Annotated in this window: 28 protein-coding genes; 13 read left to right on the plus strand and 15 right to left on the minus strand. The window is 63.5% G+C overall.

Annotation, left to right across the window (positions count from 1 at the left end):
* Positions 1–82: 82 nt before the first annotated feature.
* The 4 genes from P0X85_RS10855 to groES form a co-directional block, all read right to left on the minus strand.
* Positions 83–1,042 carry a sugar-binding transcriptional regulator gene (locus tag P0X85_RS10855; protein WP_275812789.1) on the minus strand — a complete coding sequence of 320 codons (960 nt, stop codon included), beginning with the start codon at positions 1,040–1,042 and terminating at the stop codon, positions 83–85.
* A complete protein-coding gene (locus P0X85_RS10860; RefSeq protein WP_275812792.1) occupies positions 1,039–1,707 on the minus strand; it encodes an HAD family hydrolase in 669 nt (222 codons plus the stop codon). Before P0X85_RS10860 ends, P0X85_RS10855 begins: the two co-directional genes overlap by 4 nt.
* A 149-nt stretch (positions 1,708–1,856) precedes the next feature.
* Positions 1,857–3,503, minus strand: a complete 1,647-nt coding sequence (gene groL / locus P0X85_RS10865) for a chaperonin GroEL (RefSeq protein ID WP_275812795.1) — start codon at positions 3,501–3,503, stop codon at positions 1,857–1,859.
* Between the two features lie 59 nt (positions 3,504–3,562).
* A complete protein-coding gene (gene groES / locus P0X85_RS10870; protein WP_275812800.1) occupies positions 3,563–3,850 on the minus strand; it encodes a co-chaperone GroES in 288 nt (95 codons plus the stop codon).
* 212 nt (positions 3,851–4,062) lie between these two features.
* On the opposite strand from groES, the gene P0X85_RS10875 reads away from it, so the two are divergent.
* The 6 genes from P0X85_RS10875 to P0X85_RS10900 all read left to right on the plus strand — a co-directional run bounded on the left by P0X85_RS10875 (position 4,063) and on the right by P0X85_RS10900 (position 9,156).
* Positions 4,063–5,061, plus strand: coding sequence for a TraB/GumN family protein (locus P0X85_RS10875; protein ID WP_275812803.1), 999 nt, complete (start codon positions 4,063–4,065; stop codon positions 5,059–5,061).
* 99 nt (positions 5,062–5,160) lie between these two features.
* Positions 5,161–6,081 carry a manganese-dependent inorganic pyrophosphatase gene (locus tag P0X85_RS10880; RefSeq protein ID WP_275812806.1) on the plus strand — a complete coding sequence of 307 codons (921 nt, stop codon included), beginning with the start codon at positions 5,161–5,163 and terminating at the stop codon, positions 6,079–6,081.
* A 213-nt stretch (positions 6,082–6,294) separates the two neighbouring features.
* Positions 6,295–7,173 (plus strand): TIGR01459 family HAD-type hydrolase, encoded by an 879-nt coding sequence (locus P0X85_RS10885; RefSeq protein ID WP_275812809.1) that lies wholly within the window; start codon positions 6,295–6,297, stop codon positions 7,171–7,173.
* A gap of 133 nt (positions 7,174–7,306) precedes the next feature.
* Positions 7,307–7,747: a MaoC family dehydratase gene (locus tag P0X85_RS10890; protein ID WP_275812812.1), complete on the plus strand. Its 441-nt coding sequence runs from the start codon at positions 7,307–7,309 to the stop codon at positions 7,745–7,747.
* A gap of 39 nt (positions 7,748–7,786) precedes the next feature.
* Positions 7,787–8,710: a bifunctional riboflavin kinase/FAD synthetase gene (locus P0X85_RS10895; RefSeq protein ID WP_275812814.1), complete on the plus strand. Its 924-nt coding sequence runs from the start codon at positions 7,787–7,789 to the stop codon at positions 8,708–8,710.
* On the plus strand, positions 8,707–9,156 hold the full coding sequence (locus tag P0X85_RS10900; protein WP_275812817.1) for a YcgN family cysteine cluster protein: 450 nt from the start codon (positions 8,707–8,709) through the stop codon (positions 9,154–9,156). Before P0X85_RS10895 ends, P0X85_RS10900 begins: the two co-directional genes overlap by 4 nt.
* 6 nt (positions 9,157–9,162) lie before the next feature.
* Here the strand turns inward: P0X85_RS10900 and P0X85_RS10905 are convergent, their stop codons facing one another.
* Together P0X85_RS10905 and P0X85_RS10910 are read right to left on the minus strand one after the other, a co-directional pair.
* Positions 9,163–9,978, minus strand: coding sequence for an alpha/beta fold hydrolase (locus tag P0X85_RS10905; RefSeq protein WP_275812820.1), 816 nt, complete (start codon positions 9,976–9,978; stop codon positions 9,163–9,165).
* Entirely contained in the window at positions 9,978–10,577 is a 600-nt protein-coding gene (locus P0X85_RS10910) for a 2-hydroxychromene-2-carboxylate isomerase (protein ID WP_275812822.1), read from the minus strand. The genes P0X85_RS10905 and P0X85_RS10910 overlap by 1 nt, the downstream gene beginning before the upstream one ends.
* 117 nt (positions 10,578–10,694) lie before the next feature.
* On the opposite strand from P0X85_RS10910, the gene P0X85_RS10915 reads away from it, so the two are divergent.
* The 3 genes from P0X85_RS10915 (at position 10,695) to P0X85_RS10925 (ending at position 13,369) form a co-directional block, all read left to right on the plus strand.
* Positions 10,695–11,714 (plus strand): ribose-phosphate pyrophosphokinase, encoded by a 1,020-nt coding sequence (locus P0X85_RS10915; RefSeq protein ID WP_275812825.1) that lies wholly within the window; start codon positions 10,695–10,697, stop codon positions 11,712–11,714.
* Positions 11,715–11,735: 21 nt separating this feature from the next.
* Positions 11,736–12,476 carry an alpha/beta fold hydrolase gene (locus P0X85_RS10920; protein WP_275812828.1) on the plus strand — a complete coding sequence of 247 codons (741 nt, stop codon included), beginning with the start codon at positions 11,736–11,738 and terminating at the stop codon, positions 12,474–12,476.
* A gap of 65 nt (positions 12,477–12,541) precedes the next feature.
* A complete protein-coding gene (locus P0X85_RS10925; protein WP_338030529.1) occupies positions 12,542–13,369 on the plus strand; it encodes a DMT family transporter in 828 nt (275 codons plus the stop codon).
* Between the two features lie 69 nt (positions 13,370–13,438).
* On the opposite strand, the gene P0X85_RS10930 is transcribed toward P0X85_RS10925, so the two are convergent.
* The 3 genes from P0X85_RS10930 to P0X85_RS10940 all read right to left on the minus strand — a co-directional run bounded on the left by P0X85_RS10930 (position 13,439) and on the right by P0X85_RS10940 (position 15,286).
* Complete coding sequence (locus tag P0X85_RS10930; RefSeq protein ID WP_275812834.1) at positions 13,439–14,503, minus strand: 5-(carboxyamino)imidazole ribonucleotide synthase; 1,065 nt, start codon at positions 14,501–14,503, stop codon at positions 13,439–13,441.
* Positions 14,496–14,981: a 5-(carboxyamino)imidazole ribonucleotide mutase gene (purE, locus tag P0X85_RS10935; RefSeq protein WP_275812837.1), complete on the minus strand. Its 486-nt coding sequence runs from the start codon at positions 14,979–14,981 to the stop codon at positions 14,496–14,498. Before purE ends, P0X85_RS10930 begins: the two co-directional genes overlap by 8 nt.
* 86 nt (positions 14,982–15,067) lie before the next feature.
* On the minus strand, positions 15,068–15,286 hold the full coding sequence (locus P0X85_RS10940; protein WP_275812840.1) for a YdcH family protein: 219 nt from the start codon (positions 15,284–15,286) through the stop codon (positions 15,068–15,070).
* A 212-nt stretch (positions 15,287–15,498) separates the two neighbouring features.
* Here P0X85_RS10940 and P0X85_RS10945 point away from each other — a divergent pair, with 212 nt between their 5' ends.
* Together P0X85_RS10945 and P0X85_RS10950 are read left to right on the plus strand one after the other, a co-directional pair.
* The gene (locus P0X85_RS10945; RefSeq protein WP_275812843.1) at positions 15,499–15,912 is read left to right on the plus strand and encodes an Hsp20 family protein; all 414 of its coding nucleotides are present in this window, start codon (positions 15,499–15,501) and stop codon (positions 15,910–15,912) included.
* Between the two features lie 11 nt (positions 15,913–15,923).
* The gene (locus P0X85_RS10950) at positions 15,924–16,154 is read left to right on the plus strand and encodes a DUF1150 family protein (RefSeq protein ID WP_275812846.1); all 231 of its coding nucleotides are present in this window, start codon (positions 15,924–15,926) and stop codon (positions 16,152–16,154) included.
* Between the two features lie 75 nt (positions 16,155–16,229).
* On the opposite strand, the gene P0X85_RS10955 is transcribed toward P0X85_RS10950, so the two are convergent.
* Entirely contained in the window at positions 16,230–17,936 is a 1,707-nt protein-coding gene (locus tag P0X85_RS10955; protein ID WP_275812849.1) for a bifunctional sulfate adenylyltransferase/adenylylsulfate kinase, read from the minus strand.
* A gap of 239 nt (positions 17,937–18,175) precedes the next feature.
* The gene (gene trxB, locus P0X85_RS10960; protein WP_275812852.1) at positions 18,176–19,120 is read right to left on the minus strand and encodes a thioredoxin-disulfide reductase; all 945 of its coding nucleotides are present in this window, start codon (positions 19,118–19,120) and stop codon (positions 18,176–18,178) included.
* A 162-nt stretch (positions 19,121–19,282) separates the two neighbouring features.
* On the opposite strand from trxB, the gene P0X85_RS10965 reads away from it, so the two are divergent.
* Positions 19,283–19,783 (plus strand): Lrp/AsnC family transcriptional regulator, encoded by a 501-nt coding sequence (locus P0X85_RS10965; RefSeq protein ID WP_275812855.1) that lies wholly within the window; start codon positions 19,283–19,285, stop codon positions 19,781–19,783.
* A gap of 75 nt (positions 19,784–19,858) precedes the next feature.
* Here P0X85_RS10965 and P0X85_RS10970 read toward each other — a convergent pair whose 3' ends face one another.
* The 3 genes from P0X85_RS10970 to P0X85_RS10980 all read right to left on the minus strand — a co-directional run bounded on the left by P0X85_RS10970 (position 19,859) and on the right by P0X85_RS10980 (position 23,082).
* Positions 19,859–20,833, minus strand: coding sequence for a Gfo/Idh/MocA family protein (locus P0X85_RS10970; RefSeq protein WP_275812858.1), 975 nt, complete (start codon positions 20,831–20,833; stop codon positions 19,859–19,861).
* Positions 20,834–20,965: 132 nt separating this feature from the next.
* Positions 20,966–21,865 (minus strand): RNA polymerase sigma factor RpoH, encoded by a 900-nt coding sequence (rpoH, locus tag P0X85_RS10975; RefSeq protein WP_275812861.1) that lies wholly within the window; start codon positions 21,863–21,865, stop codon positions 20,966–20,968.
* Positions 21,866–22,047: 182 nt separating this feature from the next.
* On the minus strand, positions 22,048–23,082 hold the full coding sequence (locus P0X85_RS10980; protein WP_275812940.1) for an RluA family pseudouridine synthase: 1,035 nt from the start codon (positions 23,080–23,082) through the stop codon (positions 22,048–22,050).
* On the opposite strand from P0X85_RS10980, the gene P0X85_RS10985 reads away from it, so the two are divergent.
* Positions 23,081–23,383, plus strand: coding sequence for a DUF6476 family protein (locus P0X85_RS10985; protein ID WP_275812864.1), 303 nt, complete (start codon positions 23,081–23,083; stop codon positions 23,381–23,383). The genes P0X85_RS10980 and P0X85_RS10985 overlap by 2 nt on opposite strands.
* A 90-nt stretch (positions 23,384–23,473) precedes the next feature.
* On the opposite strand, the gene P0X85_RS10990 is transcribed toward P0X85_RS10985, so the two are convergent.
* Positions 23,474–23,752, minus strand: a complete 279-nt coding sequence (locus P0X85_RS10990) for an accessory factor UbiK family protein (protein WP_275812867.1) — start codon at positions 23,750–23,752, stop codon at positions 23,474–23,476.
* Positions 23,753–23,757: the final 5 nt, after the last annotated feature.

Raw genomic sequence — 23,757 nt, forward strand, 5'->3', positions numbered from 1 at the left:
TGCCAGACCTGCGGAAGGGTCCTCACAGCTGCGAAAGCCCCGCGCGGGAGGGCGGGGCTTAGGGCTATCGTTCTGATTTCTTTCAGTCCTGTGCGAGCAATGCGCGCGCTGTGCGTTCGTCGGTGACGAGCCCGTTGATGAGCCGCCCCGTGATCGCGCCCCGAATCGCGGCCAGCTTGGCCGCGCCGCCCGCGATTCCGATCACGCTTGCGGCGCGGCCGGGTTCCAGCCGGATCGAGCCGATCCGGGCCGTGGTCTCGGTGTCGATGTAACGCCCCTGTGCGTCGAATACGCCGCCCACGACCTCGCCCACGGCGCCTGCCTTTTGCAGATCGCTCAATTCGGCGCGGGTGATGAACCCATCCTTGAAAAGCGGCGCGTCGTCACCCATCTGGCCCACGCCGACAAAGGTCGCGTCGGCGTCGCCCGCGAGTTGCAACACCGATTGCACGGGCTTCAGGCGGTTGAAGAGCGCGCGCTCGGCGGGCGTTTCGCTGATGACCGGGACGAGCATCGGGTAATGCGGCACCTGAAGCTTGTCGGCGATGCGCATGATGACATCGTAGAAGCTCGCCGAGCCATCGGGGGCGATGTTGCCGATCAGTGAGACGATCTTGTGTTGGCTCGCAGGGGTGGGCGTCAGTTCCTCGACCATGACGCTCAACGCGCGGCCTGTGCCGAAGGCGATGACCTGTGGATCGGGGCGGGCGAGGACCTGTTCGACGAGCGCGGCGGCGAGCGGTGCGAAGGCGCGGGCCGGGTCGCTCCCGTCGGGAAGCGAGGGCGCCACGCGGCAGATCCGCAGCCCGAAACGTTTGCACAGCGCGGTTTCCAATTCGAGGCAGGCGGTGATCTTGTGTTCGAGGCGCACATGGACCAGCCCATCGGCGGTCGCGCGGCTCACGAGCCGCTGTGCGCGCTGCCGGGACACCCCCATCTCGGCGGCGATCTGATCCTGCGTCAGCCCGCCCACATAGTAGAGCCACCCGGCGCGGGCGGCCTCATCCTGAGGCGTCGCTTCGACCTTGATCACACCGTTCATGCCATTCTCCCGAGGCTTGGCTCAATCTGGAAGAATTTTTCGAAAGACGCAAATTCCCGTGCGGGGCGGGCGTTGTCGGGGGGGCTGAGATCGCGCCCCTGAAGGTGGCTGCCGCCGGTAAAGCGCCAGACCTGCATCCCTGCCGCAAGCCCCGCGCGGATGCCGTTCAGGCTGTCTTCGATCACAAGGCAACGCTCTGGATCGGCACGCATTTCATGGGCGGCGAGGTTGAAGAGGTCGGGCGCAGGTTTGCCATGCGCGACCTGGCTTGCGGTGTAGAGCCGCTGGCCCACGCGGCCCCGGAGGCCTGCGATTTCAAGCGAGCGCTCAGCGCGCGGACGGCTCGACGAGGTGGCCACGCACCACGGCACGCGAAGCCGGTCAAGCACTTCGGTGACGCCCGGCATGACCCGTAATTCGGTCTCGAACCGATCGAGGAGCCGGGCGCGGTAGCGGGTCTCGAAACTCTCGGGCAGGTCGAGGCCGAACTCGTAGCGGATCTGTTTCATCACGATCGGATAGGAGCGCCCGAGGAAATGCCGCGCGACATAGTCGAGGTCGATCCGCACGCCGAGCGGCGCGAGTTCTTCGACCAGCATCTGGGCGCTGATGATCTCGGAATCGATGAGCACGCCATCGCAGTCGAAAATGACGAGATCGAACACCGGATACCTCTTCGTGGTGGAGCGGTCGGCCCGCTCCGTGTGAATGCAAATCTGAGCATGGGGCAGGGGCGAGCGCAAGAGAGCCCGCCTCCCATGGAAAAGGGCGCCCCGAGAGGCGCCCTTCCCAGTCCCGTCGCGGGAGCGGCTGATTACATCATGCCGCCCATGCCGCCCATGCCGCCCATGTCGGGCATGCCGCCGGCTGCGCCTTTGGGTTCCGGCTTCTCGGCCACCATCGCTTCGGTGGTGATCAGCAGGCCAGCAACCGATGCCGCGTCTTCAAGCGCGGTGCGGGTCACTTTGGCCGGGTCGATGACGCCGAACTTGAACATGTCGCCATATTCTTCGGTTTGCGCGTTGAAGCCGAAGCTCAGGTCGGCCGATTCGCGGACCTTGCCGGCCACGACCGCACCGTCCACACCGGCGTTCTCTGCGATCTGACGCATCGGCGCTTCGAGGGCGCGGCGCACGATGGCGATACCAGCGTCCTGATCCGAGTTCGCACCGGTCAGGTCGGCCAGAGCCTTGCCGCCTTGCACCAGAGCGACGCCACCGCCCACGACGATGCCCTCTTGGACAGCGGCGCGGGTTGCGTTCAGAGCGTCGTCCACACGGTCTTTGCGCTCTTTCACTTCGACCTCGGTCATGCCGCCAACGCGGATCACGGCCACGCCGCCTGCGAGTTTCGCAACACGCTCTTGCAGCTTCTCGCGGTCGTAATCGCTGGTGGTTTCTTCGATCTGCGTGCGGATCTGAGCGACGCGCGCTTCGATCTCGGCCTTGTCACCGGCACCGTCCACGATGGTGGTGTTTTCTTTGGTGATCTGAACTTTCTTGGCGGTGCCAAGCATGTCCATGCCGACGTTTTCGAGCTTCATGCCGAGGTCTTCCGAGATCACCTGACCGCCGGTCAGGATCGCGATGTCCTGCAGCATGGCCTTGCGGCGATCGCCGAAGCCCGGTGCTTTCACGGCTGCGATCTTCAGGCCGCCGCGCAGCTTGTTGACCACGAGGGTCGCGAGCGCTTCGCCTTCGACGTCTTCCGCGATGATCAGCAGCGGCTTGTTCGACTGGATGACCGACTCGAGCAGCGGGACCATCGGCTGGAGCGACGAGAGTTTCTTCTCGTGCAGCAGGATGAGGCAGTCTTCGAGTTCCGCGACCATCTTGTCGGGGTTGGTCACGAAGTAGGGCGAGAGGTAGCCGCGGTCGAATTGCATGCCTTCGACGACTTCAACCTCGGTTTCCATGCCTTTGTTTTCTTCGACGGTGATGACACCCTCGTTGCCGACTTTCTGCATCGCGTCTGCGATGAAGCGGCCGATGGTGGCTTCGCCGTTGGCCGAGATGGTGCCGACCTGGGCGACTTCGTCCGAGTCTTTCACCGGACGGGCGGCGGCCTTGATGGCCTCGACGACTTTGGTGGTTGCCATGTCGATGCCGCGCTTGAGGTCCATCGGGTTCATGCCCGCGGCCACGGCTTTCATGCCTTCCTTGACGATCGCTTGCGCGAGCACGGTCGCGGTGGTGGTGCCGTCGCCAGCCTCGTCATTGGTGCGCGAGGCGACTTCTTTCACCATTTGCGCGCCCATGTTTTCGAACTTGTCCGAAAGTTCGATCTCCTTCGCAACCGACACACCGTCCTTGGTGATGCGCGGTGCGCCGAAGGATTTTTCGATGACGACGTTGCGGCCTTTCGGGCCGAGCGTGACCTTGACCGCATCGGCGAGGATGTTCACGCCCTTGAGCATGCGATCGCGGGCATCGGTCGAGAATTTGACGTCCTTGGCTGCCATGATTTTTGGCTCCTGACTTGGTATTTCGTTGGAAGTTCAGCGTGTCAGTGGGGATCGGCTCAGCCGATGATGCCCATGATGTCGCTTTCTTTCATGATGAGGTATTCTTGGCCGTCGAGGGTCACTTCGGTGCCCGACCATTTGCCAAAGAGCACGCGATCACCCGCCTTGACGGACGGTGCGATCAGCTCGCCCGAATCCTTGCGTGCGCCTTCGCCGGTGGCGACGACTTCGCCCTCTGCCGGTTTTTCCTTGGCGCTATCGGGGATGATCAGGCCGCCCTTGGTTTTTTCTTCGCTCTCGACGCGCTTGACCAGCACACGGTCATGAAGCGGTTTGAATGCCATCTGGGTCACTCCCTAAGGTTCCAGGTTTGTGGGTTTTAGCACTCATATGGGGTGAGTGCTAACGACGGGGGAGTTAGTCACTGCCCCCCGCAGGTGTCAACACCCGGAACCGCGAAAATTTTGCGAAAAATTCGCTGCGGCGCAGCATGGGCGGGCCGGTGTTTACCGGGAGCGGCGCGCGTGGCACTGTGCGGCAAAGCCTCGGAGGTTTCATGTTCGTTCGTTTCTTAGTTGTCGTTGTCGCTGTGCTCGGGCTTGCCGGTTCGCTTCAGGCCGAATGTGTGGGGGCCGATCTGCGTGCGGAGTTGACCCCGGATCAAAGCGCGTCACTGCGCGCGCAGGCCGAGGCCGTGCCCTATGCGCGGGGGATCTTGTGGCAAGCGACGAAGGGCAATCAGGTCGTGACCTTTGTCGGGACGCTGCATCTGCCCGACTCGCGCCACGAGGCGGTGCTGGATCGGTTGCAGTCCGCGATCGGCTCGGCGCAGACGCTGTTGGTCGAGGCCGGTCCCGAGGAAGAGGCCGCGCTGCAATCCGCGATGACGACGCAACCGGACATGATGTTCAAGACGGCGGGGCCGACATTGCCCGAGCGTCTGACCGAGGCTGAGTGGCTGGCGCTCTCGCAGGCGGCCGAGGCGCGCGGCTTTCCGCCGTTCCTCGCCGCCAAGATGCAGCCTTGGTTCCTGTCGATGATGCTCGCCTTCAGCCCCTGCGTGATGCAGGAATTGCAAGCCGGGCAGCTTGGGCTCGACAAGTTGGTGATGCAGGCGGCGCTTGGGGCGGGGGTGCAGGTGCGCGCGCTGGAGCCCTATGACACGCTGTTTCACCTGTTCCTTGATATGACGCCCGAAGAGGAACTGATCGCGCTGCGCATGTCGCTGGTCAATGCGGCGCGCGGGGATGACATGACCCACACCATGGTCGAGAGCTATTTCGACGAAGATATCCAGCTGATCTGGGAGTTAGGGCAGTATTTCGGTCGCCTCGACGCGGGCGCGATGTTCACCGAGGCCGAGTTCGACGCGATGAGTGCCGAGGCCGAGGAAGAGCTGGTGCTCGCGCGCAATCGGGCGTGGATTGCGGTGATCGAGGAGGCGGCGTCCGAGGGGCCTTTGGTCGTTGCGGCGGGCGCGCTTCACATGCCGGGAGAGGAGGGCGTGCTGAACCTCTTGGCGGAGCGGGGCTGGGAGGTTCGTCCGCTGGAGTGAGAGGCGCTTTTCTGCAAGCGCGAAAGGGGCATGACAACAGGCGCGCTTGGGCCTATAAGCGCCCGGAATCCGCAATTACCGCAATTTCCGAGGTTTGACATGACCACCAAGGTTCTCGGCCACAAGGCCCCCGATACCGACTCCACCGGCTCGCCGATTGTCTGGGCGTGGTATCTGAACGAAGTCAAAGGCGTGCCCGCCGAGGCCGTGCTGCTGGGTGAGCCCAACACCGAAGCCGCCTTCGTTCTCAAGCACTGGGACCTGCCGAAGCCCGCGATCATCTCAGACGTGTCCGAGGGTGAGAAAGTCGTCATCGTCGACACCAACAACCCCGCCGAACTGCCCGCAGGGATCAACGGCGCCGACATCACCGCGATTATCGACCACCACAAGCTGGTCGGCGGTCTCGAGACCAAGGGCCCGATCGACATCACCATCCGCCCGCTCGCCTGCACCGCCACCATCATGTATGACCTGATGGGCGATGACGTGGCCAAGGCGCCGCGCGGTATCAAGGGTGCGATGCTGTCGTGCATCCTCTCGGACACGCTGGAATTCCGTTCGCCGACCACCACCGATCACGACAAGGCCGTTTGCGAAGCGCTGGCCAAGGATCTTGGCGTCGATATGGGTGAGCTTGCCACCGCGATGTTCGAGGCGAAGTCGGATGTCTCGGCCTTCTCCGAGGCCGAACTGCTGCGCATGGACTCCAAGGAATACACCGTCGGCGCGACCGATCTGCGTGTCTCGGTTCTCGAAACCACTGCGCCGAAGATGATCCTCGACCGCAAGGATGCGCTGATGGCGGCGATGCCGGGCGTTGCGAAAGAAGATGGCGCACATGAAGTGCTGCTCTTCGTGGTCGACATCCTGAACGAAGAGGCGACTTTGCTGGTGCCGAACGACACCGTGAAGCAGATTGCCGAGGCGTCCTTCGGTTGCTCGGTGTCGGGCGATACCGTCGTTCTGCCGGGCATCATGTCGCGCAAGAAGCAGATCATCCCGAACCTCAAGGCCTGAGCCGGGATCGCCTGAATGATCGAGGGGCGTGGGGCAACCCGCGCCCCTTTTTCTATGGGGGGCGTGGGGGGCGTTGCCGCCCTGTGGGCCAGGACCCATTCATCCCCGGCGTATTTCGGGTTTGAGGAAAGGGGCGGGCCGTTGCGCTTCGCGGCCCGGGGCGACATAAAGCGACGGGGCGGGTGTCCGCCATTTCGATCCGAGGGAGCCGCCATGACCACGATCATCTCTTCGCTTGCCGAGATTTCCGCGCCTTATGACGCGTTGTTCTGCGATTTGTGGGGGTGCCTGCATAACGGTGTGGCGCCGTTCCCCGAGGCGGTAGCGGCGCTACAGGCGTTCCGGGCCAAGGGTGGGCGCGTGGTTCTCTTGACCAACGCCCCGCGGCCCGCGCCTTTCGTCAAGGCGACGCTCGACAAGATGGGCGTGCCGCAGGATGCCTATGACCTGATCGTGTCTTCGGGCGATGCGGCGCAGGACGCGATGTTCGCGGGTGCTGTGGGCCGCAAGGTCTGGCATCTGGGGCCGGAGAAAGACAACGGGTTCTTCACGCAGGTGCCGGAAGAATGGCAAGGGCAAGCCGACGTGGAGCGCGTGAGCTTTGACGAGGCCGAGGGCATCGTCTGCACCGGGCCGTTCGATGAGATCAATGAAGTGCCCGAGGATTACCGTCCGAAATTCCTTGCCGCCAAGACGCGCGGCCTGCCGATGCTGTGCGCCAACCCCGATATCGTCGTCGATCTGGGCGACCGCCGTATCTACTGCGCGGGAGCGCTGGCCGCGCTCTATGAAGAGATGGGGGGCGAGGCGCTCTACTTCGGCAAGCCGCACCCGCCGATCTACGATCTCGCGCGGCGCCGGCTGAGCGCGCTGGGTGGCGCGGATGAGGGGCGCATTCTGGCGGTGGGCGATGGGATCAACACCGATATCTCGGGGGCCGTGGGTGAGGGGATCGACACGCTGTTCGTGACCGGAGGGCTTGCGCATGACCAGTTCGGATCGGATATCGACGCGCCTGACGCCGAATTGTTGCGCAGTTGGCTGGCCGCCCGCCAGCAGGACCCGCTCTATTCGATCGGGCGGCTGCGCTGAAGGCACGCGACGGCCTCGCAACTTTATTGCGACGTTATGGTCATTTTTGGCAAATAAGTTGCGCGGTCACTTGCGATTCAGGCGCGGTGCATGCTAAGCGCGCGGCAACACGAAACATCGTTCAGGATCAGTCATGACGCTTGATACACCGCAAGTTGGCACGATTTATGTCGAGGATCTCGAAGTCGGGATGGTGCGCAGCCTGCGCAAGGTCATCACGGACGAGGATATCGAGATGTTCGCGCAGGTCTCGACGGACCGGAACCCGGTGCATCTCGATGATGCCTACGCCAGTGCGACCATGTTCAAGGGCCGCATCGCGCATGGCATGCTGAGTGCGGGGCTGATTTCGGCGGTGATTGGTGAGCAGCTTCCGGGCCATGGCACGATCTATATGGGCCAGAGCCTCAAGTTCCTCGCGCCGGTGCGTCCGGGCGATGAGGTGCTGGCCGAGGTGAAGGTTCTTGAGGTCGACCCCAAGCGGCGTCGTGTCACCCTTGAAACCCTGTGCTCGGTGGGCGATACGGTGGTCATCAAGGGCGAGGCGCAGGTTCTGGCGCCGTCGCGGGCGTGAACTGACCGGCGGCCTCGCCGGTGCGGCGAGGATCATCGGATGCGCATCCATACCCATTGGAAGGGTCTGCCCGAGGCGTCGAAAGGCGCCTCTGTCGCCATGGGCAATTTCGACGGGGTGCACCTGGGCCATCAATCGGTGATCAATCTGGCGCGCGGGCATGGCGCGCCCTTGGGCATCATCACCTTCGAGCCTCACCCGCGGGAGTATTTCGCACCCGACGCGCCGCCCTTCCGGCTGATGAACCCCGAAGCACGGGCCAACCGGCTTGAGAAGCTGGGCGTCGCGGAGCTTTATGAGCTGCCCTTTGGGGCGGAACTGGCTGGGATGGACCCGGAGCAATTCGTCCGCGAGGTTTTGGCCGAGGGATTGGGCGTTGCCCATGTCGCGGTCGGCGGCGATTTCCGTTTCGGCAAGGGACGCGCGGCGGGCACGGCGGAACTGATCGAGATGGGCAAGGCCTTTGGCTTTGACGTCACCATCGCGCCGCTTCTGCATGTGGAAGGGGTCGAGGTTTCCTCGACGGCGATCCGCAACGCGCTGGCCGAAGGCCGCCCGGGCGATGCGGCGGCGATGCTGGGCCACCTGCACCGGCTTGAGGGCGAGGTGCTGCACGGTCACAAGAAGGGCCGTGAACTCGGGTTCCCGACCGCGAATATGGCGCTCGACGGGTTGCATCTGCCGCGTCAGGGCGTTTACGCGGTCAAATGCGATGTCCTGACGGGGCCGCAGGCCGGAAGCTATATCGGCGCGGCCAATCTGGGTATCTCGCCGATGTTCGATGGCCGCAAGCCGAGCCTCGAGACCTATATCTTCGATTTCGAGGGCGATCTGTACGGGCAACACATGTCCGTCGCGCTGGTCGAATATCTGCGCCCCGAGGGCAAATTCGACGGGCTGGACGCGCTGGTCGCGCAGATGACTGCGGATTGCGCCCGCGCGCGTGAGATCCTCTCGGCATGAGCGCGCTGCGTCCGAAATTCTGGGAATTGCCCCTTGCCGAGCTGACGCCCGCCGAGTGGGAGGCGCTTTGCGATGGCTGCGGGAAGTGCTGTCTCAACAAGCTGGAATATGAGGATACGGGCGAGTTGGCCTTTACCCGCGTCGCGTGCAAGCTGCTCGATGGCGAGGCGTGCCGTTGTCTCAAATACGAGACCCGGCACAAATATGTCCCCGAATGTGTGAGCCTCAGCCCGCGCAATATCGACGACATCGCCTATTGGATGCCCGAGACCTGCGCGTATCGGCTGCGCTTCGATGGCGAGAAGCTGCCCGAATGGCACTACCTGATTTCCGGCTCGCACGAGAGCGTGCATGAGGCGGGCGAGTCGGTGCGCGGCTGGACCGTCTCCGAGGCGGAAATTCCCGAGGAAGACTGGGAAGATTACATCATCCCGCCGCTGACCTGAGCGCGCCTAGCTGCGTTCCAGATTAAGCGCGATCAGCTCCGTCAGTTGCGCCTGATGCGTGACGGGCAACATATGTCCCGCCCCCGGCACACAGGCTGTGCCGACATCCTGAAGGCGCGCGGCGATGGCTTCAGCGACATGGGGCATGATCGGCGGCGAGCTGTCGCCATGCACGATCAGAACCGGCGCGTCGATCGTCTCCATGCCCCCCTCGCGCGCGATGCCGCCGGGGTCTTCGAAATTCGCGCTCGAAATATTGCCGACCATCGGCATCTGCTGGATGAACCGCGCGCGCTGATGCTCGGGCAGGGTTTCCCATGGCGCGCCTGCGCCCCAGTCATGCATGAAGGCGGCGGCGGCGCGTTCCAGATTGCCCTCGGCGATCATCTGTTCCAGATGGTCCTGCTTTGCGCGTAAGGCCTGCCATTCGGGATGGGTGTCGGGGAGGGCTGCGAAGAGCACTGGCTCGACAAGGGTCAGGCTGCGCACCGCTTCGGGGGCGGCGACCGCGATCCGCAGCGCGACCGAAGCGCCGAAGCTGTGCCCCAAGAGGTCCACCGGGCGGTCGATGAAGCTGGCAGCGATCTGCGTCACGAGGCGCTGGAAGGCTCCGGCCTCGGCCTCTGTCGCGTCCCAACCGGCGCTCCGCCCGTGATTGGGCTGATCGAAGAGCGTCGCGGTGATCTGATCGCCCAACGGCTCCAGCACCGGGGCCCAAAGCTGGCTCGCGCCGAGCGTGCAATGGATCGCCAGCGCCGGGCGCGGGCCATGACCGATCTGCTGCCAGAAAATCTCCTGGCCCAAGCGGGTATCAAGCGGCATCAGAGGCTCCCGAGATGTTCGTCGAGGAAGGACAGGCGGTCTTGTCCCCAGAACCGCTGATCGCTTTCGCGCACGATGTAAAAGGGCGAGCCGAAGGCCCCGCGCTCCACCGCCTCGTCGAGGTTTTTCTCGTATGCGATGGCACCGTCGAAGAGGCCCGTCGCCACGAGGTTCGGATCGAAACCGTTCGCCTCCAGACAGGCGCGCAGCACCTCGTCCTGCGCAATGTCTTTGTCCTCGGCCCAGAGTGCGCGGGCGATGCCATGCACGAGGCCCCCGACATCGCCGCCGCCGGCCTTTTGCGCGGCAATGATCGCGTAAGAGGCAGGCGCCGGGTTGGGCGGATAGATCGTGGGGGTGAAATTCATCTCCATGCCCAGATGTGCGGCCCAACGCTGCAATTCCTGCATCCGGTAGGTCATCCGGTTCGGATGCCGCTGTGCAGGGCGCACCCCGGATGTCCGGTCAAAGAGCGCCATCAGGTCGAGCGGTTTGTAAGTCACCTCGGCCCCGTGCCGCGAAGCAATTTCCTCTAGCCGCAGCCCAGCCAGATAGGTCCATGGCGAGAAAACGGAGAAAAAGTAATCAATATGGGTCATTGGGCACCCCTCGCGCGCGCGTGACGTTTGCGACCACGCTAGCCCGGTGCTAATCGGGGTGCAATCTTGCGAATCCCTCCGGGACGCTGCGTCCCGCCCCCTCAAGGAAGCTGCCCGATGCCTGCCATGACCGAACCGAAACTGATTTCCGGCAACGCGAACAAACCGCTCGCCCAAGCCATCGCGCGGCGGATGTCGATGCATCGTGGCATGTCGGTGGGGCTGGTCGATGCCCGCGTCGAGCGCTTCAACGACCAGGAGATCTTCGTCGAAGTCTACGAGAACGTGCGCGGCGAGGATATGTATGTGATCCAGCCGACCTCGAACCCGGCCAATGACAACCTGATGGAACTGCTGATTATCACCGACGCGCTGCGCCGGTCTTCGGCGGATCGCATCACCGCCGTGATCCCCTATTTCGGCTATGCGCGGCAGGATCGTCGCGCCAAGGCCCGCACGCCGATCTCGGCCAAGCTGGTGGCGAACCTTCTGACCGAAGCGGGCGTGGACCGCATCCTGACTCTCGACCTGCACGCGGCGCAGATCCAGGGCTTTTTCGACATCCCGGTGGATAACCTCTATGCGAGCCCGGTCTTCGCGCTCGACATCCTGCACCATTTCAAAGGGCAGCTCGAAGACGTCATGGTCATTTCGCCCGACGTGGGCGGCGTGGCGCGGGCACGCGAGCTTGCCAAGCGGATCAATGCACCCCTCGCCATCGTCGATAAGCGCCGCGAGAAGGCGGGCGAGGTCGCGGGCATGACCGTGATCGGGGACGTGACCGGCAAGAAATGTATCATCGTCGACGATATTTGCGACACCGCGGGCACGCTGTGCAAAGCGGCAGAGGTGCTGATCGAGAACGGCGCGACCGAGGTTCATTCCTACATCACCCATGGCGTGCTCTCCGGTCCGGCGGTCGAGCGGATTTCCAACTCGGTCATGAAATCCCTGGTCATCACCGACTCGATCCAGCCGACCGAAGCCGTGCTCGGCTGCAAGAACATCCGCATCGTGCCGACCGCACCGATGTTTGCGCAGGCCATCTTGAATACGTGGTCGGGCACCTCTGTCAGTTCGCTCTTTGAGACCGACACGCTGACGCCGATCTACGAAGGCATGTATTCCACGAAATAAGCCGCTGGCCCCGGCCGGAGGATGCGCTATCTTCCGGCCATGTGGTTGCGCGCTTTAGGTTTCCTGTTTCTCTCTGGTCTGCCTGCGCAGGCCGACTGCACCGTGCTGTTGCACGGGCTTGCCCGCTCGCCGAATTCCCTCCTGTTGATGGAAACCGCGCTGAAGGCACGGGGCGGGTCCGTGATCAACGCGGGCTATCCCTCGACCGAGGCCGGGCTCGGCACGCTTGTGGGCTATATCGACCCGGCCGTCGCGAGCTGCGGCGAGGTTGACCGCATTGATTTCGTGACACATTCGATGGGCGGCATTCTCGTGCAGCTTTGGGCGCTGTCCCATCCTGAACGCATGGGACGCGTGGTGATGCTGGCCCCGCCCAATGGCGGCTCGGAGATCGTCGATATCTTTGGTGAACAGGCATGGTTCGAGTGGTTCAACGGCCCAGCGGGTGTGCGACTTGGGACCTCGTCCGAGGACATTCCGGCACAACTGCCTGAAGTCACTTTTGACCTTGGGGTGATTGCCGGGAACCAGACCGTCAATCCGATCACCTCGGCGATGATCGAAGGCACGGACGATGGTAAGGTCTCGGTCGAGAATACGCGGATCGCGGGGATGAGCGACCACATCACGCTGCCGGTGACGCATACCTGGATGATGAATGACCCGCGCGTGATCGTGGAGACCATCGCCTTCCTCGACAGCGGTGCCTTTGTACCAGAAATGAGCTGGGGCGCGGCGTTCAAGGCGCTGACCACACGCTGAATTCCACCAAAGTTGCGATTGCGCCGGACTGGCGGGGCGGTCACTGTGCCGGGATGCGTCTGGTTTTGCTCACAGCTCTCGTCATGGTGGCCTTCGCGGCGAATTCGGTCCTGAACCGCTGGGCCGTGTTTGGGGCGGGGCTGGGGCCGGCCTATGTGGCGGTTCTTAGGCTTGGCTCGGGGGCGGCGGTGCTTCTGCTGCTGACGCTGGCGCTGCGGGGAGCCAAGACCCTGCGGCTCGCGCCTTCGGTCGTCGGGGTCGGGGTGGCGACGCTGTTCCTCTATATCTTCGGCTTCTCGATTGCGTCGGGGCTTATCGACGCGGGCGTGGGGGCGCTCACATTGTTTGGCTCTGTGCAGATCACGATGCTCGCCGGGGCGCTGGTGATGCGCGAACCGATCTCGCGCTGGCGCTGGATCGGTGCGGGGCTGGCGCTCTCGGGCTTGGCGCTGCTCCTCTTGCCAGCGGGTGGCGGGCCGATTGACCCGCGCGGATTTGGCCTGATGGCGCTGGCCGGGATCGGCTGGGGTCTTTACTCACTCAACGGTCGTCGCAGCCGCGACCCGCTGGCGGCCACGGCGCTCAACTTCGCGCTGGCAACACCTCTCGCCTTCATCTGGCTGGCGGTTGCGCAGGATCAGGGTCAGGGAGAGACTTGGGGCATCTGGCCCGCGCTGGCCTCTGGCGCGATCACTTCGGGGCTGGGCTATGCGCTCTGGTATCGCGTGCTACCGCAGATCCCCGCAAGCCTCGCCGCCATCGCACAGCTTTCCGTGCCGATCATTGCTGCGCTGGGCGGGGCGGTGATCCTTGCTGAAATTCCGGAGGCGCGGTTCTGGCTTTCGGCGGCGCTGGTACTCGGCGGCATTGCGCTTTCGCTCAAGCGCGGCTGACCTTCCTGAATCTCGAAATACTGCGGCGCGGGGCAGGCCCGGGGGGGGCGGTGCCCCCCCCATCCGAGTTCAGAGGACGCGGTTCACATGGCCCATCTTGCGACCGGGCTTCGCTTCGCTCTTGCCGTAAAGATGGATTTGCGTGCGCGGCTGCTTCGCCAGATCTTGCAGTTTTTCAACATCGTCGCCGATCAGGTTCAGCATCTCGACATCGGCATAACGCGCGCCGTCGCCCAAGGACCAACCCGCCACGGCGCGGATATGCTGCTCAAACTGATCGACGGTGCAGCCTGCTTGGGTCCAATGTCCGGAATTGTGAACACGCGGCGCTATCTCGTTGACGATCAGCCCCTTCGGCGTGACGAAAAGCTCCACGCCCATCACGCCGATATAGTCCAGCTTATTCAGGATCTTGGCAGCCATCAGGACGGCATCCGTGCGTTGCGCCTCGGTGATGCGCGCGGGCACGGTGGTGGTGTGCAGAATGCCGGATTTATGCACGTTTTCGCCCGGATCGAAGCAGGCCACTTCGCCCGAGGGGTTGCGAGCCGCGATCACGGAAATCTCGGCGGTGAAATCCACGAACCTTTCGAGGATCGAGGGCGCGCCCGCCATGTCGGCCAGCGCGGTTTCCGCGTCGCTTTCACTTTTCAGACGTACCTGGCCTTTGCCGTCATAGCCGAAGCGGCGCGTTTTGAGGATCGCGGGGCAGCCGATCTCGGCAATCGCCTCGGCCAGATCGGTGGCGTCATCCACAGCCGCGAAGGGTGCGGTTGCCAGACCCAGTTCGTTCAGAAAGGCCTTTTCGACCAGCCGGTCCTGACTGACCGCCAGCGCTTTGCGGTTGGGGCGGATCGGGCGCAGGCTTTCTAGCAGGTCGAGCGCCGAGGTCGGGATGTTCTCGAACTCATAGGTGATGACATCGACGCCGTCGGCAAAGCGGCGCAGCGCCTCTTCGTCCTCATAGGCGGCGGTGATCACGCGCTCTGCGACATGGCCTGCGGGCGGGTTCGCACCGGGTTCGAAGATATGGGTCTTGAAACCGAGGCGGGCAGCCGCGACCGAGAGCATACGGCCCAACTGGCCACCGCCCAGAATACCGATCGTCGCGCCGGGGTTAAGCATCTCATTCATCCTGCGGTTCATCCGGGATCGAGGCCGAAAGCGCCGCGCGCCAGTCATCGAGACGCGCCGCAAGCTCTGGGTCGGAGATTGCAAGGATCCCCGCCGCCATCAGCCCCGCATTGGCCGCCCCTGCCGCACCGATGGCCATGGTGGCGACCGGGAAGCCCTTGGGCATCTGCACGATGGAATAGAGGCTGTCCACACCGGAAAGCGCACGGGTCTGGACCGGAACGCCGATCACCGGCACACGGGTTTTCGACGCCATCATTCCGGGAAGGTGGGCCGCGCCGCCCGCGCCTGCGATGATCACATGCAGCCCGCGATCCGCAGCCGTCTTGCCGTAGTCCCAAAGCCGGTCGGGCGTGCGGTGCGCCGAGACGATCTTTTTCTCATAGGCAATGCCCAGCTCTTCCAGGATCAGGGCCGCTTCGCGCATCGTCGGCCAATCCGACTGGCTGCCCATGATGATTCCGACTTTGACGGCCATTTTCGTCCCCTTCAAATGGAGCGCGCACTATAGGCGCACGGGCCGCAACGGCAAGTGGTGTTGGGCAAAACGCGCGGCGCTGTGGCTCAGGCGATGATGTCGGGGGTCAGCTTGTCCTCAATCCGCGCGATCTCGTCCTTGAGAACGAGTTTGTGCTTCTTGAGCCGCACCAGCCGCAACTGATCGGGGTGGCGGGCCTCCATCAGCGCATGGATCGCTTCGTCGAGGTCGCGGTGCTCGCGGCGCAGGACTTCGAGTTTCACACGGAGCACCTCTTCCGGGTCCATTTCGATATGGGCGTTCATATCCGGGCTTCCGATTTCAAGACAGGCCGCCTGAGTCGCGGCGGCATGAAACGAATATAACAAAATCGGGCCCTTGCGGGGGGAAAATCATCGCTGCGCCCGATGCGCGCACCTCTTGCGGCGGGAAGTCAGGCTTCCCATATTGGCGTTAACGGGCCGCCGATGGTCGGGGCCCGATATGAGCAATGTCGCTTAGATCAAGGGCTTGCCTGATGACGAAATTGAGCTTTGGCGCACATCCCTACCTGCTGGGCTTTGACCAGTTGGAGCGTCTTGTCGAGCGGACGGCCAAGTCCGGCTCCGATGCCTATCCCCCTTACAATATCGAACAATCCGCGTCCGATGCCTTCCGCATCACGCTCGCGGTGGCCGGTTTCGCCGAGGGCGATCTGGCCATCACTATGGAAGACCGTGCGTTGGTCATCCGGGGACGGCAGGCCGAGGAAACGGGCGAGCGGGTGTTCCTGCATCGCGGGATCGCGGCGCGCGCCTTTCAACGCAGCTTCGTGCTTGCCGAAGGCGTAGAGGTCGCGGGGGCGGGCCTTGAGAACGGCTTGCTGCATATCGACCTGAAACGCGCGCAGCCCGATCCGGTCGTGCAGACGATCCCGATCCGGCGCAGGTAAGGAGGCACACCATGGATGTGAAATATGATTTTGGGCCGGAAACCGGCGAAGAGCGCATTGTCTATGTGCGCCCCGTCGCGGTGGCCGATCTGCCAGAGGAGTTGCAGTCGCAGCTGGGTGGGGTGGACCGGCTCTATGCGGTGCATGACACGAATGGCGAGCGGCTCGCGCTGGTCAAGGATCGCGGTCTGGCCTTTGTGCTGGCCCGGCAGAATGATCTCGCGCCCGTGAGCGTGCACTGACCGATCGCAGAGCCATCCCACAAATGGAAAACGCCCCGGACCTTTCCGGGGCGTTCTTGTTTCGCGGTCGTGCGATCAGGCCTTGATGAGCCCCATCGCCTCGAGCTTGAGGATCACCTGATGGGCGCAGTGGTCGACATCGACGTCCTTGGTGTCGACGACCAGCTCGGCCGCGGTCGGTGCCTCGTAGGGGTCCGAGATGCCGGTGAACTCTTTGATCTTGCCTTCGCGGGCGAGCTTGTAGAGCCCCTTGCGGTCACGCGCTTCGCATTCCTCGATCGAGGTTGCGACATGGACCTCGACGAAGGCGCCATAGGCCTCGATCATCTCGCGCACAGCACGACGGGTCGCGGTGTAGGGCGCGATCGGCGCACAGATCGCGATGCCGCCGTTCTTGGTGATCTCGGAGGCGACATAGCCGATGCGCTTGATGTTGATGTCACGGTGCTCTTTCGAGAAGCCGAGTTCCGAGGACAGATGCTTGCGGACGACGTCGCCATCGAGCAGCGTCACCGGGCGGCCACCCATCTCCATCAGCTTGACCATGAGCGCGTTGGCGATGGTCGATTTGCCCGAGCCGGAGAGGCCGGTGAAGAACACGGTGAAGCCCTGCTTGGCGCGCGGCGGCGAGGTGCGGCGCAGTTCCTGCACCACCTCGGGGAAGGAGAACCATTCCGGGATCTCCAGACCTTCGCGCAGGCGGCGGCGCAGTTCGGTGCCCGAGATATCGAGCACGGTGTCGCCTTCGGGAACCTCGGAAACCGGGAAATACTGGGCTTTCTCTTGCACATAGACCATGTGCTTGAAGTCCACCATTTCGATGCCGATCTCGTCCGCATGCTGTTTGAACAGCTCTTGCGCGTCGTAGGGGCCGTAGAAATCCTGACCTTGGCTGTTCTTGCCCGGGCCTGCGTGGTCGCGGCCGACGATGAAATGGGTGCAGCCGTGGTTCGCGCGGATCAGCCCGTGCCAGACGGCCTCACGCGGGCCAGCCATGCGCATCGCAAGGTTCAGCAGCGACATGGTCGTCGTCGATTGCGGGTATTTGTCGAGCACCGCCTCGTAGCAGCGCACGCGGGTGAAGTGGTCGACGTCGCCCGGCTTGGTCATGCCGACGACCGGGTGGATCAGCAGGTTGGCCTGGGCTTCGCGCGCGGCGCGGAAGGTCAGTTCCTGGTGGGCGCGGTGCAGCGGGTTGCGGGTCTGGAACGCCACGACCTTGCGCCAGCCGAGCTTGCGGAAATAGGCGCGCAGCTCGTTCGGGGTGTCGCGGCGGCCTTTGAAGTCGTAGTGGACAGGCTGCTGGATGCCGGTGATCGGACCACCCAGATAGACGGGGCCGGCCACGTTGTGCAGATAGTTCACCGCCGGGTGGGCGAGGTCATCCGCGCCAAACACTTTCTCGGCTTCGCGGGCCTTGTTCGGCACCCATTTGTCGGTGACCGAGAGGATCGCGAGGATGACGCCTTCCTGATCGCGCAGCGCGATGTCCTGGCCGGGTTCAAGCCCTTCGGCGAACTTCTCCGACACGTCGAGCGTGATCGGCATCGGCCAGAGCGCGCCATCGGCGAGGCGCATGTTTTCGACGACATTGTCGTAATCGGCTTCGCTCAGGAAACCCTTGAGCGGGTTGAAGCCACCATTCATCAGCAGTTCGAGGTCGCAGATCTGACGCGGGGTCAGGTCCCAGGAGGGCAGGTTGCCGGCCTCGTCTTTCAGTTTCAGGGCGGATTCATGAGAGACATACAGCTCCGGGACGGGAGCGAGATTGCTTTGCGGCATAACGGGAACCTGACTCTTTGCGTGCTTTACCATACACCCCAGGGGGGCTTGGGGCGGCTTAGCCCGCATATGTGTCGAAATTCAAGCAGAACACGGTCAATCAGACCAAAAAAGCCCATGATGCCGCGCCGCAGCATCTATCTTGGGCAAGTTTTTGCCTCTCGGAGCGGTTGGTGAAGGTTTTGTCCTGTATGTCCGGAGAATCCGCGGCGTCTGTTCGCCCCGGCTCCGTCCCGGGATCAGTCGTCCTGTTCGGCCAGCCAACGTTCGGCGTCGAGCGCGGCCATGCAGCCCATGCCCGCCGAGGTGACGGCCTGCCGATAGACGTGGTCGGTGAGGTCGCCCGCAGCAAAGACGCCGGGGATCGAGGTGCGGGTCGTGCCCGGCTCGACCTTGACGTAATTGCCGTGATGCAGCTCGAGCTGATCCTTGACCAGTTCGGAGGCGGGCGCGTGGCCGATCGCCACGAAGAAACCGTCGCAAGGCACGATGGTTTCCTCGCCGGTATTGACGTTCTTCGCACGCACGCCGGTGACACCGAGCGGTGCCTCGGTGCCCAGCACTTCCTCGACCGTGTTGTGCCAGAGGATTTCGACCTTGGGGTTCTTGAACAGGCGGTCCTGCATGATCTTTTCGGCGCGCAGGCTGTCGCGGCGGTGGATCAGCGTGACCTTGGTGGCGAAGTTGGTCAGGAACAGCGCCTCTTCGACGGCGGTATTGCCGCCGCCGATCACGACGACTTCCTTGCCGCGGTAGAAGAACCCGTCGCAGGTCGCGCAGGCCGAGACGCCGAAGCCTTTGAATTTCTCTTCGGAGGGCAGGCCGAGCCAGCGCGCCTGTGCGCCGGTCGCAAGGATCACGGCATCGGCCTCATAAACGGTGCCCGAATCGCCCTGAGCGGTGAAGGGGCGCTTCGAGAGGTCGAGCGCGCTGATATAGTCCGAGATGATCTCGGCGCCCATCGCGCGGGCGTGCTCCTCCATCTTGACCATGAGATCGGGGCCCTGAACGTGGGTCTCGCCCGGCCAGTTCTCGACTTCGGTGGTGATGGTGAGCTGGCCCCCCGGTTGCAGGCCCTGCACCAGAACGGGTTCAAGCATGGCGCGCGCAGAATAGACAGCCGCCGTGTAGCCGGCGGGTCCGGACCCGATGATCAGAACCTTGGTCTTTTTCGTCTCGCTCATGGCGCGCCTCCTGAATTTGTCTCTAGCGATATAGTCAGAGCGGAACGGCGGGGGAAGCCCCCATGTCCGCGGCAGAATTGCTCTTGCGGCAAGCTGGGCGAAATATTATTGCGCATGATCTCAGTGGCGGGTAAGTTCCGCCACAGGTTCAGAGAGGATGACATGGCCAGCACCAAGCTTGACGAAATCGACCGCAAGATTTTGGCCGAGCTCCAAGCCGACGGTCGCATGACCAATGTCGAGTTGGCCAAACGCGTAGGCATCTCCGCGCCGCCCTGTTTGCGCCGGGTGCGCACGCTGGAGGAGGCGGGTTATATTCGCGGCTATCATGCCGATGTTAACCCGCGCGAGCTGGGCTTCGAAGTCAAGGTTTTCGCCATGGTTCGGCTGCACAGCCAAGCCGAGAGCGATCTCTCGGCCTTTGAGGAGCGCTGCCGCAATTGGCCGCTCGTCCGTGAATGCCACATGCTCAATGGCGAGATCGACTTCGTGCTGAAATGCGCGGCCCCCGATCTGAGCTCGTTCCAGAGCTTCCTGACCAGTGAACTGACCGCCGCCGAGAATGTGGCGAGCGTCAAGACCTCGCTGGTGATCCGCTGCGCCAAGGATGAGCCGGGCGTGCCGTTCGAGGTGCTTGAAGAGCGTCTTGCCAAACTGGCCTGAGGCTAGGCAGGGGGCTGTCTGCACCCTCTGGCCTGCGGCCATTCACCCCCGAGGATATTTGCGGCAGACTGACGATCAGATCTCGCTGGCGAAGACCTGATCGATCATGGCCTGCCCGGCGCGAGCGTCTTCGAGCGTCCAAGGGTAGGGCGCGCCCTCGCGGATCGTGCGGACGACGTTTTCGACTTGCAGGACATATTGGTTTGCCATCGGGTAGCGGATGGTCTGTGTCGGTTCGCCCATGCGTTCGAGTTGAATCTCGGCCTCGCGGAAGACGCCCGCGTTGAACGGGGTCACGACACGGATCAGCCCGGCATCGCCTTGGAAGACGACTTGCTGGCGCGGCGCGATGCGGGTGGAGGTCATCGCGCCATAGGTGAAGCTGCCCTTGGGGCCCTGCATCTCGCCAATGACTTGAGCGAAGACGTCCACGCCGTTCTCACGGTGGATGATCGAATGCAGCTTGGTCGGCTCGGCCCGCGCGGCGTAGCGCACCGAGGAATAGGCATAGACGCCGATATCAGGGATCGAGCCGCCGCCGGTTTCGGGTCGGTTGCGGATGTTCTCGGGGTCGGGGTTGTTGAAGCTGAAGGCGACATCAGCGTGGCGCAGCGTGCCGATCGCGCCCGCGTCGAGCCATTTGCGGACCTGTTTCCACTGCGGGTGATGCACGATCATATAGGCCTCGGCAGCGAAGAGACCGGTCTTGTCGCGGAGCGCGATCAGCGGGTCGATATCCGCAGCGTTAAGCGCGAGCGGCTTTTCGCATAGCACGTGCTTGCCCGCTTCCAGAGCCTTGCTGGCCCATTCGATATGAAGCGCGTTGGGCAGGGGGATGTAGACGATCTCGATCTCGGGATCGGCGAGCAGGGCTTCGTAGCTGTCGTGGCGGCGCAGATCGGGGGCGAAGCTTTGGAAGGCTGCGAACTTCTCCTCGGAGCTGGTCGCAAGGGCTGTGAGCCGCGCACCTTTCGCGGCGTGAATCGCGGGCCCCATATGTTCGAGCGCGAATTTCGCCGCGCCGAGAATGCCGAAATTGAGCGGTTTCATGGGGCCCTCCCTTGTGTGAGCGCTACCATAGGGGCAGGCTCGGCGCTTGGGCAAGGGGTGCGTTTTGAAAGCTCAGATGAAAAGGCGGGCCCCAACGGGACCCGCCTGCGTGTCAGTCTGCGCAGCGTGGCGTCACGCCGGAATGGTCATGCCCTTTTCCTTGGCAAGCTTGCGCATTTCTTCCTGCAGCTTTTCGAAGGCGCGCACTTCGATCTGGCGGATGCGCTCGCGCGAGACACCATATTGCGAGGACAGGTCTTCGAGCGTGACCGGATCGTCGCGCAGGCGGCGCTGCATCAGGATGTCCTTTTCGCGGTCGTTGAGCACCGTCATCGCCGCGAGCAGCATCTCACGCCGCGCCTCCAGCTCATCGGCCTCGGCGTAGGCTTCGGCCTGATCCGCGTCCTCGTCCTCGAGCCAATCCTGCCATTGCGCGGCGCTTTCACCATCGGCCGAGCCGACCTGCGCGTTGAGCGAGGCGTCCGAGCCCGACAGGCGCCGGTTCATCGAGATGACCTCTTCCTCGGTGACGTTCAGGTCCTTGGCGATCTGTGCCACGTTCTCGGGGCGGAGATCCCCGTCCTCGTAGGCGCCGATCTTGGCCTTGGCCTTGCGCAGGTTAAAGAACAGCTTCTTCTGCGCCGAGGTGGTGCCGAGCTTCACGAGGCTCCACGAGCGCAGGATGTATTCCTGGATGGCCGCGCGGATCCACCACATCGCATAGGTTGCGAGGCGGAAACCCTTTTCGGGATCGAAGCGCTTCACGGCCTGCATGAGACCGACATTCGCCTCCGAGATCACTTCGGCCTGAGGCAGGCCATACCCGCGATAGCCCATGGCGATCTTGGCCGCGAGCCGCAGATGCGAGGTCACCATCTTATGCGCCGCTTCCGCGTCCTGATGGTCGACCCAGCGTTTGGCGAGCATGTATTCTTCTTCCGGCTCCAGAAGCGGAAACTTCCGGATTTCCTGCAAATAGCGGTTCAGACCCTGTTCGGGACTGGGGGCTGGCAGGTTGGTATAATTCGTCATCGTCGACCTTTCTCCCTGATCGAGACAGCGCGATATGGGGATTGCCTGTGTCCGTTTCAAGCATAACGCAGGCAGACCCGCTTTGGTTCGGCGCTACTCCCTAGCACACGGGTTCTGAACGGATGATGAAGCGCTTTCCGTCGCGGCACAAGGTCGGCTGACGCAATTTTGAACGAAACGGTTCAGCTTTTGGGCGATCCCGCGCGCAGCGTCTCGATCAGCGTTTCGAGGTCATCGGGCAGGGGCGACGAGAAGGAGAGTTCCTCGCCGGTCACCGGATGCACGAAGCCCAGCGTTGCCGCATGGAGCGCCTGACGCGGGAAGCTGGCCGCCGCCTGCGCCGCCGCCTCGCCAATCTGTTTCGCCGGCAGCTTGCGCCGCCCGCCATAGGTCTGATCGCCGATCAGCCCGTGACCGGCATGGGCCATGTGGACGCGGATCTGGTGGGTGCGCCCGGTCTCCAGCCAGCAGTCGATGAGGGCTGCCGCGCTGTTGAAATCCTCGACGACGCGGGCGCGCGTTACCGCGTGACGCCCGCCATCGAAGATCACCGCCTGACGCTGGCGGTCGGTCTTATGCCGCGCGAGTTGCGAGGTGACCTTGAGCACATTGCCCGCCTCGAAGCTCACACCGCGGGTGCCGCGCAGGCGTGGGTCGGCGGCGTCCGGCACGCCATGACAGACGGCTAGGTAGTGCCGATGCACCGTGTGTTTCTCGAACTGTTTGGCCAGCCCGTGATGCGCGCGATCCGATTTCGCAACAACCAGGAGGCCCGAAGTGTCCTTGTCGATGCGGTGGACGATACCGGGGCGCGCCTCGCCGCCGATGCCAGACAGATTGCCGCCGAAATGATGCAAAAGCGCGTTGACCAGCGTGCCGTCGTTGGTGCCGGGGGCAGGGTGCACGACCATCCCCGCAGGCTTGTCGATGACGATCAGGTCCTCGTCCTCCCACAGAACGGTCAGCGGGATGTCTTGCGCGACGGTCTCGACCGGGCGCGGTGCTTCGAGTTCGATCTCGAACACATCGCCTTCGGCAACCTTGGACTTTTGATCGGTGACCGGCGCACCATTGCAGCGCACCGAGCCTTCGGCGATCAGCTTGGCGAGGCGCGAGCGCGACAGCGCCGCTTCCTCTGGCACATGGGCCGCCAAGGCCTTATCAAGACGGGCAGGCGGGTTTTCCCCGATCACCACCCGAAGGATACGCTCTTCCATGTCCGACATGATGCCTTCCGACGAGACCCCGGTCCCCGAGATCCGCTTTCTCAAATTGTTGGTGACGGTGCTGACCGCGACGATGATTGCGGGTCTTGTAGCGATTGTGGCGATCCTTGTCATCCGCCTGCCGGGCCAAGCCCCGATGCCCGCGCTGCCCGACGCGATCACGCTCCCCGAAGGCGCGGCCCCCGCCGCGATCACCTTCGCGCGCGACTATACGATTGTGCTCACCGATCAGGGCGAGCTGCGTCTTTATAAGCCTAACGGCGCGCTGCATAAGGCCGTGCCGATCGACTGATCTGTCAGTCTGCCAATAAATATCCCCGCCGGAGGCCCCCGCAATATCTGTTGCAGGCCTCCGGCGGGGATATTTGGAGCAGCGTGACGATCAGGCGTCTTTTTTCGCGCGGGTCGTCTTTTTCGGGGCAGCCTCGGTTTCGAGCGCGTCGAGTCGGGCCTTCAGCGCCTCATTCTCCTCACGGGCCTTCTGGGCCATCGCCTTGACCGCGTCGAACTCCTCGCGGGTGACGAAGTCGCGATCCGCCAGCCAGCGGTCCATCCAAGATTTCATTGCGGTTTCGGCTTCGGACTTGGCACCTTGCGCCACGCCCATCGCATTGGTCATGATCTTGGACATCTCGTCGAAAAATTTGTTGGGCGCTTGCATCTGCG

It is taken from the genome of Pseudothioclava nitratireducens, assembly GCF_029210495.1.
GTDB lineage: Bacteria > Pseudomonadota > Alphaproteobacteria > Rhodobacterales > Rhodobacteraceae > Pseudothioclava > Pseudothioclava nitratireducens.